The sequence below is a fragment of the Streptomyces swartbergensis genome (genome assembly GCF_002148965.1).
GTDB lineage: Bacteria > Actinomycetota > Actinomycetes > Streptomycetales > Streptomycetaceae > Streptomyces > Streptomyces swartbergensis.
Genome location: NZ_NGFN01000319.1, coordinates 1 through 9,881, shown reverse-complemented (window position 1 = coordinate 9,881; position 9,881 = coordinate 1). Strand labels below are relative to the sequence as shown.

The following is a 9,881-nucleotide window of genomic DNA, read 5'->3' as shown; positions in this document are numbered from 1 at the left end:
CTTCGGGGCGTGACGGGGCGGGCTCAGGGCGGGCTCAGCGCGTGCGCCGGGGCGTGCTCAGCGCGTGCTCGGGGCGTGCTCGCGGCGTGAGAGAGGCCTGCCCGCGAGACCGGCCGGGGCCGTGCCGAAAAGCGGAACATGGACAGCCGCAGGYAACAGAACACGCGAGGGCGCATACTAGAGGCAATGACAAAGCCTGCTGCACCTAAGCGCCATCTGCCCACCAGCCCCTTCAAGGCCCCGGTCATCCCGGCCCCGAAGCACTTCTCCGTGGGCGACCAGGTCACACACGACATGTACGGCCTCGGCCGGGTCATCGGCATCGAGGACGGGATCGCGGTCCTCGTGGACTTCGGCTCGGCACAGAAGCGGATCCTGAGCCCGTACACCAAGATGACCAAGCTCTGACACCGCTGTGCCCGGTCACGGCACACCAGGTCCCTCCCGGGGCTTGGCACCAGAAGGAGACCTCTCATCGATCTGACCTCGCTCTTCTCCGCCCCGGAAGGGGCACCCCACTCCGCGGCCACGGCATCACCGCCCCCGGCCACGAACCCCTTCCAGGCCCCGGACTTCGGAGAGGACGACAGCGCGACAGCGCCCGAACCCCTCACCGGTGACCGGCACGGACGGTAAAACCCGGCCAAGAGCAGATTTTCGCTCGCCCGAAAGGGCATGAAAACGCCCCTCACCAGCCGTTCCCTCGCCGATGAGGGGCCGTGTCAGGCGGCTTGGACCGTCCCAGGGCCGTCGTGGGCTTGACCGACGGCCCGATAGATCGCGGAGACGGCTTTACGCGTCCGCGTCAGTGTGAACCCGGTCACTGCGCAGCCGGTACAGGCTCAGGGCCTGCAGTCAGCGGTAGCCGGGCCAGTGCGGATCCGTCCAGCGATCCTCACCGGTGAGTCCGAGCAGCCGTATCCGGTGCTGCAGATCCGCCGATGCGCCCGACTCGCGTAGTCGCGTCGCGGCGTGACCGAGGAGCCAGGCGACCAGTTCGGCGCGCAGTTCCTCCTCGTCGTGCTCGTACCAGCCGACGTTCCACGGCAGTCTCTCTCCCAGGAGCTCGGACCCCCATTCCGCGGCCGCCTCGGCGAGACGCAGGATCGGTGAGGCTCTGCACCCACCAGGCATGCAGGAACTCGCGTACCGAATCGGCCTGTTCGTCGGGCCATTGTTGCCAGCAGCCGCGGGCGAAGGAGTATCCGGCCTCTTCCAGTCCGAACAGCGGTTCCGCGCGACCGTCGACCAGGACCGCGGCGAACTGCGGCAGGATGCGGCGCAGCACGGCAGCGTGATCGGTCCAGTCGATGGCCTGCCAGGTCCGGCGCAGGAGGTCCGGCTCCAGTTCCGCATCCGGCGTCTTCAGGAGGGCGAGCTCCTCGGAACTCCCCCAGTGGCATTCGCAGTTGTGCTCGTCCGGGTGCGCGGTCATGCCGCGGAAGGTGACGGAGAGGTTCTCCACGGCTGCGCTGAGGCGACGGCCGACGGGACGGGGAGCAGCTCAGTGCGATCGTTCCATCGGTGCTGCGGTAGCTGGTGGGGAACAGCGCGAGTCCGTCGCGTTCTTTGCCCGTGGGGGTGTAGCCGTGTTCGTCGGCGAACCGGCTGAGCGTCTTGCGTTGTCGGGCGGTGATGAGGTCGAAGAGCGACTCGGGGATGCGGATTGCCGCGTCGTAGTTACCAACCTTGGTCTGGTCGTGCCAGAGCATCGCGAGTCCGCTGAGCCGGCCGATGCAGTTCCAGCGGAGCTCGATGACTTCCCCCAGCCGTCGTCCGGTGACCACGACGATCTCCCAGATGTCCCGAGCGCCCTCATCATCCGGATCGTAGACACGTGTGAGCTCAGCGAGATTGTGCTCGTCGGCCAGTGCGCGTGCTACCTCGTCGGCGAACGGGCGTCGCCGCTTCTGGTAAGCGGTGGAGCCAGCGTTCGGCAACGCGACGACGAACTCCCTGGCCAGGCCAAGAGCATCGGTCACGCCGTCGTCCATTGCCTTGCGGAGGATCTTGCGGGAGTGGTTGAAGACCAACGATCGTGTGCCAGTCGTGACGATGCTCGATTTCCCATCGGTCCGGACCATGGCCAGAGACGGGAGCCCATGGCGCTCGCGATGCCGCTGATCTGCGACGAAGCGGTCGGCGTGTTCCCTCGCCAGGAGTGCGGGGTTGTGGCCTCCGCCAGGGGCGTCGAATTCAAGGAACGCGCTCAACTCAGTCATCGCCCGGCGAATCTGGTCAAGGGTGTGGGCGCTGTTGGGGCAGCGCGGCGAGCGCAGGAGTTCGGCAAAGTAGTCCCACGTGATGTCCCGCAGCCACCGTTGTGAGATCGCGGTGAGACTGATGTGGCCCAGCCGGTTCTCATAGCTGATACCGAAGTGCCTCGTTTCGAGGAATCCGGCCTCCTTGGCCTCCTCAGGTGTGAAATAGACCAGGCGCAGCTCGTGGAGGATCTCTTTTGCGATCCCCTTGGCCGTCTTGGTCAAGGAAGCGAGAGCCAGATCGGTGATCGAGGTCGCATCCTGCTCGCGGCAGGCGTTCACCACCATCCGGAGTGCGGTGACATCCCAGCGGGCCGGGCGCGATCGCTGCGTGTGAGTGAACAACCCCCACTGGATCTCTGCTTGTGTCAGTGGCCGCAGCCCGCGCAGGTTCAGCTGAGCGGGCATGGCGACCGCGGTCTCCGTGACGCACCACGCCTGGAACTGGGTGTGGTCGACGTAGCTCGCTGTGGGTCGGTCATGGCGCCACCATGCGGCCGGAATCGACGCGCCGCCGGGAGAACCCGCCCTGCGGTAAGCGTGAGCGTGTCGGCGGCACAGCCCCAGCGGGGACTCCGCCAGCAGCGGGCAGACCAGCACTGTGCAGATCCCGAACCCAGGAGCAGGACTCTGCTCGGCGACCCACCCATCAAAGTCGAGTGCGGTTTCCGTGCCGGCTCGCGTCCGACTCCAGTTTCGAAGGTGAAACTCGCAGAGACGATACTGGCCCACCCTCGCGGGCCGCTCGGGGCAGATCAAACAGGTCAGATTCCCCTCATGCTCGGTTGTCTCGCCCAATGGTTCAGCGACGCTGAGGAAGGCTGACCGGCTGACACCCTCTTTCGCGACCGCGAGCCACTCTTGGCGATGAGCGTGGCAGAAGTCGCCGAGGCCGGTGGCGCGCTGACACCCTGGGACCCGGCAAAACCATCGATAGATCTGGTGCCCGGGCGGGATCTGCACGATGTCGTCGCGGAACAGAGGATCGAAGGAGGGCGCGTTCCTCAACGCCGTGAGGATCTCCAAGCGATCCCTGCCAATCCGCGTCTGGTTCTGGTGCGGGGCCAGCAAGGGCAGCAGAAACGCGTCCCGGCGCTTCATCGGTCCTCACCCCAGACCGTGCGCAGAGCGGCGTCGAAGACCGGGTCGTGGATGTCGACGTGCCCGTAGACCTCGTCGACCATCGCGGCCGAGGCCCAGCCGCCGGCATCCCGGGCGATCAGCGCATTGCCGTCGGCGGCGTCGAGAACCGCGGACGTGAACGAGTGTCGGAAGGCATGAGGTTTCACGAGTCCGAGCCCGGCGCGTTTCCCGGCCCGGCCGAGCATCCGCCTCGCGCCAACCGGTGCCCACGGTTGGCCGACATCGGCACCGTGCAGCTGGACCAAGAGCATGCCGTGCCGAGCGCCGCGCGGGTACTCGGCGGTGATGTACTCGAAGTAGGAGTGCACCATCGCCGGGCTGACGCGCTTGATCAGCCCGCCGGTCACCGTCCCGCGCTCGACCTGCCACGGATGCTTGGTCTTGGCCTCGGCCCCGTTCGGGTTGCCGGGCCGGTGGCAGACATGCAGGTGCGGGGTGCGGCACTCGCCGCAGGCAGCGTTCTCCCTCAGGTGCAGGTCGATCAGGTGCAGCCCGCAGAGCTCCCCGATCCGCAGGCCCCCGTCGGCGAGCCAGTCGACGACCAGCCGGTCCCGGGCGGCATTCACCGTCTCCAGCAACCTCTCCCTCGCCCCGTCCGGCAGCATCTTCGGGTGCCGGCGGTGCGGCCCCTTCGGCGCCAGCGGGTTCGTGGGCAGTGGCGACTTCACGTGACCGAGGAACGAACGGCGCTTGTCCACCCGCGACGGCAGCCGGGACCTGTCGAGCCTCTTGCCGAGCTCGCCGTTGATGCCGAGGGAGGCTTGGTGCAGGTAGAAGCCCTTCAAGCAGGCCGCCGCAGTCGACAGCGCGGAGCGGCCGTAGGGGCGCTTGCCGACCCGCCACGGTTCTCCGAGAGGCATGCGGACCTCAGCACCGACGATCCCCATGTACCGTTCCAGGTCGCGCAGTTGGACCGTGTCGAAGGCCAGGCACTCGCGCTCCAGCCACCGTAGGTGGTCCACCAGGTAGTACGCGTAGGTCTTCTGCGTGCCCGAGCCCTCGTGCTCACGCAGGAACCGGTCCGCCTCCGTGTGCAGCGTGCCCTCGGGCCAGACGATCGTCCATGATCTCCGCCCGTCCTTCCTCTCGATCCGCTGGACCCTCAAGTCCCCCACCACGACGTGCCGTACCACTTGTCCTCCGTACCGACTCCGGAACACGACAGACGTCCCGGTCCCGGTCGGTAAACGAGCCCATGACGTCCTGGTCACAGGCCCAGACGGACATCACGGGCGGCACTACCCACGGTCGGTAAAATCGACGTCGAGGAAGAGGAGGGGGCGCTGCGCTGCGCTTGTCACGGCGGCACGATAGCCCGGAGCGGTGGGGGACCCAGGGGCGGGGCCGTCTCCGGGCCGCGCGAGAGCGGTCGAAGCCCCAGGTCAGAGCCCTCGCGACATACGCGTTTCCACCCAGGGGTGGCGGTACGGCAAGATGGGGTGTATCTGCCCACTGCCGTATTCAAGCTGCCGGACGGTTTCTCTTGGCTGAGTTCATTTACACCATGCGCAAGGCGCGTAAGGCGCACGGCGACAAGGTGATCCTCGACGACGTGACGACCAGCTTCCTGCCGGGGGCGAAGATCGGCGTCGTCGGCCCGAACGGCGCCGGCAAGTCGACCATCCTCAAGATCATGGCCGGGATCGAGCAGCCGTCCAACGGCGACGCCTTCCTCACCCCCGGTTACACGGTAGGCATCCTGCTCCAGGAGCCCCCGCTGACCGAGGACAAGACCGTCCTGGAGAACGTCCAGGAGGGTGTCGCCGGGATCAAGGGCAAGCTCGACCGGTTCAACGAGATCGCCGAGCAGATGGCGACCGACTACACCGACGAGCTCATGAACGAGATGGGCAAGCTCCAGGAGGACCTCGACCACGCCAACGCGTGGGACCTCGACGCCCAGCTGGAGCAGGCCATGGACGCCCTGGGCTGCCCGCCCGGCGACTGGCCCGTCGTCAACCTGTCCGGCGGTGAGCGCCGCCGCGTCGCGCTGTGCAAGCTGCTGCTGGAACAGCCCGACCTGCTGCTGCTCGACGAGCCCACCAACCACCTCGACGCCGAGTCCGTGAACTGGCTGGAGCAGCACCTGGCCAAGTATCCGGGCACCGTCGTGGCGGTCACCCACGACCGGTACTTCCTCGACAACGTCGCCCAGTGGATCTGCGAGGTCGACCGCGGCCGCCTCTACCCCTACGAGGGCAACTACTCCAAGTACCTGGAGACCAAGGCCGCCCGCCTCAAGGTCGAGGGCCAGAAGGACGCCAAGCGGCAGAAGCGCCTCAAGGAAGAGCTCGAGTGGGTGCGGTCGAACGCCAAGGGGCGGCAGGCCAAGTCCAAGGCGCGCCTCGCCCGCTACGAGGAGATGGCCGCCGAGGCCGACAAGATGCGGAAGCTGGACTTCGAGGAGATCCAGATCCCGCCGGGCCCGCGCCTGGGCAGCGTCGTCGTCGAGGTCAACAACCTCACCAAGGGCTTCGGCGAGAAGGTGCTCATCGACGACCTCAGCTTCACGCTGCCGCGGAACGGCATCGTCGGCATCATCGGGCCGAACGGCGCCGGCAAGACGACCCTGTTCAAGATGATCCAGGGCATCGAGGAGCCCGACTCCGGTGCGATCAAGGTCGGCGACACCGTCAAGATCTCGTACGTCGACCAGAGCCGCGAGAACATCGACCCGAAGAAGACGCTGTGGGCGGTCGTCTCCGACGAGATGGACTACATCAACGTGGGCCAGGTCGAGATGCCCTCGCGCGCGTACGTCTCCGCCTTCGGGTTCAAGGGGCCGGACCAGCAGAAGCCGGCCGGTGTGCTCTCCGGCGGTGAGCGCAACCGGCTGAACCTCGCGCTGACCCTCAAGCAGGGCGGCAACCTGCTGCTCCTCGACGAGCCGACCAACGACCTCGACGTCGAGACCCTCTCCAGCCTGGAGAACGCGCTGCTGGAGTTCCCCGGCTGCGCCGTCGTCGTCTCCCACGACCGGTGGTTCCTCGACCGGATCGCCACGCACATCCTCGCCTACGAGGGCGAGTCCAAGTGGTTCTGGTTCGAGGGCAACTTCGAGTCGTACGAGAAGAACAAGATCGAGCGGCTCGGCCCGGACGCGGCGCGTCCGCACCGCGCCACCTACAAGAAGCTGACCCGGGGCTGATCTTGCGGCACATCTACCGCTGCCCGCTGCGCTGGGCGGACATGGACGCGTACGGCCACGTCAACAACGTGGTGTTCCTCCGCTACCTGGAGGAAGCCCGTATCGACTTCCTGTTCCGCCCGGAGAAGGACTTCAAGCAGGGGTCCGTGGTGGCGCGCCATGAGATCGACTACAAGCGGCAGCTGGTCCACCGGCACACCCCCGTGGACATCGAGCTGTGGGTCACGGAGATCAGGGCGGCGTCCTTCACCCTCACCTACGAGGTGAAGGACGACGACCTGGTCTACGTCCGGGCCTCGACGGTGATAGTGCCGTTCGACTTCGAGGCACAGCGCCCGCGCCGGCTCACCCCGGAGGAACGGGAGTTCCTCCGGGAGTACACGGACGACGAGGAGGAGGCCGTCGCCGCATGACGGTGCTCCACCTGGCCGACGAGGGGGAGGCGGCGGATCTCGCGGCCTTCCTCTCCCGGCTGCTCCACTACGACCGTGGGGCCGCGGTGCGCCTCCAGGCGGCGGGCACCGCCCTGGCCGTGTTCGGGCGGCCGCCGTCCTTCGAGGTGCTGGCCGTGCGCGCGGTGCGGCTGGCGAAGCCGTACGAGGACGGGCTCGACGTCACGCTGGACGTGACCGTGTCCGCCGGTGAGCTCCTGGAGTCGGTGGACGAGAGGGGCGCCACGGCCGTCGTGCCGGGCGCGGTGACCGGGCCGCCGTGGGCGGGCGTACTGCCGCCGCGCGGCGGCTGGCGGCCCGAGCCGGGACTGCCGGCGCCCGACGCGCTGCGGTCCCTCGTGGCCGCCGCCGTCGCCGAGTTCCGGTCCCGTACGCAGGAGTTGCCGCCGGAGGGGCGCGCGAGGGCCGAGCTGGACCGGATCGGGCGGGACATCTGGTCCCGTGAAGTCGGCGACACCCGGCTCCCGGTGCGGGCCGTGCACGCGGCGCAGTCGCTCGGGTTCCTGCGGCCGGGGGCGCCCCTGGGGCTGTTCTCGTCGGGCGCGTGGCTGCGGCTGCGCACACCGTACGGGTCGATCGCCGTACGGCAGGCGGGGCTCGGGGCGCTGGACGTCAGCGTCCGCTGACCATCGCGACGCCCTCGCTTGTCAGCCCGGGGTGTTCACCATCGACGCCGCCGCGTACGTCAGGTAGTTCCACAGCGTCTGCTCGTGCTCTTCGGACAGCCCGAGTTCCTCGACGGCGACCCTCATGTGCTTCAGCCAGGCGTCGTGCGCCGCACGGTCGACCGTGAAGGGCGCGTGCCGCATCCGCAGGCGGGGATGGCCGCGGTTGTCGCTGTACGTCGTCGGGCCGCCCCAGTACTGGATGAGGAACAGCGTGAGGCGCTCCTCCGCCGGGCCCAGGTCCTCCTCGGGATACATGGGCCGCAGCAGCGGGTCCTCGGCGACTCCCTCGTAGAAACGGTGGACGAGCCGACGGAAGGTCTCCTCCCCGCCGACCTGCTCGTAGAAGGTCTGCTCCTGAAGCGTGCCGCGCCGAATCTCTTTCACGCCCTCCATGCTCTCAGACGTGGGGACATAGGTCTCAAGGCCTAGGACCGGCCCCGGTGCCCTTACTGTGGGGGTATGGGCGGGCATGCACCCGACAGGGAACCGGACGATCTCGCCGCCTCCGCGCGGGCGGCACTGGTGCGCCGGATCGACGCGAGCGGGGCCTGGGCCGCCGACCCGGCGTGGCGGGAGGCGTTCGCGGCGGTCCCGCGCCACCTCTTCGTGCCGTACTACTACGTCGGCGTCGCCGGCGGCTACGAACGCCGCTGGGGCGAGAGCCCCGACCCGCAGGCGCGCGAGCGGTGGCTGCGGGGCGCCTACGAGGACACCCCGCTGGCGACCCGGCTGCGCGACGGCGAACTGCTCTCCTCCAGCAGCCAGCCGTCCCTGATGGCGGACATGCTGGCCGCGCTGGGTGTGGAGGACGGGAACACGGTCCTGGAGATCGGTGCCGGCACCGGCTACAACGCCGCGCTGCTCGCCCACCGGCTGGGCGACGACAAGGTGACCACCGTGGACCTGGACCCGGAGATCACCGAGTCGGCCCGCCGGCACCTGGCCGCGGCCGGGTACCACCCGGTCGTCGTCACCGGCGACGGCGCCCGGGGCGTGCCCGAGCGCGCGCCGTTCGACCGGATCATCGCCACCTGCGCGCTGAGCACCGTGCCGCGTGCCTGGCTCGCCCAGAGCCGCCCCGGTGGCCGGATCCTGCTGCCGCTCGCCACCGGCCTGGTGGTGCTCACGGTCCACGACGCCGACCATGCCGAGGGACGTTTCCTGCACACGCCCGCCTACTTCGTGCCCCTGCGCGGCGGGAGCCGGCCCGGAGGCGAGCCGCTCCAGCTGGGCGGCGTACCGCGCCGGGCCAGGGAGGACGACCTGTTCCGCTTCCTGCTGGCCCTGACCCGCGGCAGCCTCGACCCGCAGGAGGCGCACGCGCTGTGGGAACAGGAGGGCATGCCGCAGCGCGAGCGCTACGGCATCACCGTCAGCGGAGACCGGGAATGGGCCTGGCTGGACGACCCGGAGGGGCCGTACGCCTGGCCCCTCCCGTCCTGACGAGACTGCTGACCGGGGGCTCAGCCGCGGCGGATCGTGATCGTCGTCCACGCGCCGACGTGCACCCGGTCACCGTCCTGGAGCGGTACGGGGACGAACGGCTGGATCGGCTCCTCCGAGCCGTTGACCGTCGTGCCGTTCGTCGAGTTCTGGTCGACGACCGCCCAGCTGCCGTCGGGCTGCTGGACCAGCACCGCGTGCTGGTGCGAGACGCCCGGGTCCTCCGGCGGCACCGACAGATCGATGTCGGGGGTGTCGCCGGTGGAGTGCCGGCGGCGGCCGATCGTGATCTGGTTGCCGGTGAGCGTGCGCTGCTGCTCGGGCGAGTACGCGGGCAGGTTCAGGCCCGCGGCCTCGGGGCCGGAGCGCTGCATCATCGCCATGAAGTACTCGCGGTCCGGGCCGATGGTCGCGGTCCAGGTCGCCGGACCCTGGGGCGCCTGGGGCTGCTGCGGGAAGCCGCCGGGGCCGGGCGGGGCCTGGGTGGGCTGCGGGTAACCGTAGCCGCCCTGACCGGATCCGTGGCCGGGCGGGGCCTGGGTCGCGCCGGGCTGCGGATAGCCGTAGCCGCCGCCCTGACCGCCGCCCGGGCCGGTGGACGACGGCGGGGGGAGCACCCAGTCGTCACCGCCGCCGCCGAAGGACTGACCGCCCTGCTGCGGACGCTGGGTCTCCTGCGGGAACCCGGGCGGAGCCGGCGGGCCGGACTGCTGGTAACTCTGCGGAGCACCGCCGGGGCCACCGGGACCACTGGGCGCGCCGGGGC

The 9,881-nt window shown here is 69.3% G+C and carries 9 protein-coding genes and 1 pseudogene; 6 read left to right on the top strand and 4 right to left on the bottom strand.

The genetic code is table 11. The features are described from left to right. Positions 1-186: 186 nt before the first annotated feature. Positions 187-408 (top strand): hypothetical protein, encoded by a 222-nt coding sequence (locus tag CA983_RS34540; RefSeq protein WP_086604706.1) that lies wholly within the window; start codon positions 187-189, stop codon positions 406-408. 447 nt (positions 409-855) lie between these two features. Here CA983_RS34540 and CA983_RS34535 read toward each other — a convergent pair. Continuing rightward, positions 856-1,465, bottom strand: a pseudogene (locus CA983_RS34535) (hypothetical protein). A gap of 124 nt (positions 1,466-1,589) precedes the next feature. Here CA983_RS34535 and CA983_RS45955 point away from each other — a divergent pair. Next, a complete protein-coding gene (locus CA983_RS45955) occupies positions 1,590-2,327 on the top strand; it encodes a hypothetical protein (RefSeq protein ID WP_143645629.1) in 738 nt (245 codons plus the stop codon). Between the two features lie 1,031 nt (positions 2,328-3,358). Here CA983_RS45955 and CA983_RS34530 read toward each other — a convergent pair. Continuing rightward, entirely contained in the window at positions 3,359-4,519 is a 1,161-nt protein-coding gene (locus CA983_RS34530) for a tyrosine-type recombinase/integrase (protein ID WP_244207221.1), read from the bottom strand. Between the two features lie 368 nt (positions 4,520-4,887). On the opposite strand from CA983_RS34530, the gene ettA reads away from it, so the two are divergent. Genes ettA through CA983_RS34515 form a run of 3 tightly spaced genes read left to right on the top strand, consistent with a single transcriptional unit; the run spans position 4,888 to position 7,630 of the window. Continuing rightward, positions 4,888-6,552 (top strand): energy-dependent translational throttle protein EttA, encoded by a 1,665-nt coding sequence (gene ettA, locus CA983_RS34525; protein WP_086604704.1) that lies wholly within the window; start codon positions 4,888-4,890, stop codon positions 6,550-6,552. Between the two features lie 2 nt (positions 6,553-6,554). Next, a complete protein-coding gene (locus CA983_RS34520; RefSeq protein ID WP_059419984.1) occupies positions 6,555-6,965 on the top strand; it encodes an acyl-CoA thioesterase in 411 nt (136 codons plus the stop codon). Further along, positions 6,962-7,630, top strand: a complete 669-nt coding sequence (locus CA983_RS34515) for a DUF8185 domain-containing protein (RefSeq protein WP_086604703.1) — start codon at positions 6,962-6,964, stop codon at positions 7,628-7,630. Before CA983_RS34520 ends, CA983_RS34515 begins: the two co-directional genes overlap by 4 nt. A gap of 21 nt (positions 7,631-7,651) precedes the next feature. On the opposite strand, the gene CA983_RS34510 is transcribed toward CA983_RS34515, so the two are convergent. Beyond that, positions 7,652-8,065, bottom strand: coding sequence for a globin (locus tag CA983_RS34510; protein WP_086604702.1), 414 nt, complete (start codon positions 8,063-8,065; stop codon positions 7,652-7,654). A gap of 66 nt (positions 8,066-8,131) precedes the next feature. On the opposite strand from CA983_RS34510, the gene CA983_RS34505 reads away from it, so the two are divergent. Then, positions 8,132-9,115: a methyltransferase domain-containing protein gene (locus tag CA983_RS34505; RefSeq protein ID WP_086604701.1), complete on the top strand. Its 984-nt coding sequence runs from the start codon at positions 8,132-8,134 to the stop codon at positions 9,113-9,115. A 20-nt stretch (positions 9,116-9,135) separates the two neighbouring features. On the opposite strand, the gene CA983_RS34500 is transcribed toward CA983_RS34505, so the two are convergent. Continuing rightward, the coding region (locus CA983_RS34500; RefSeq protein WP_143645628.1) for an FHA domain-containing protein at positions 9,136-9,881 on the bottom strand (746 nt) is incomplete at its 5' end.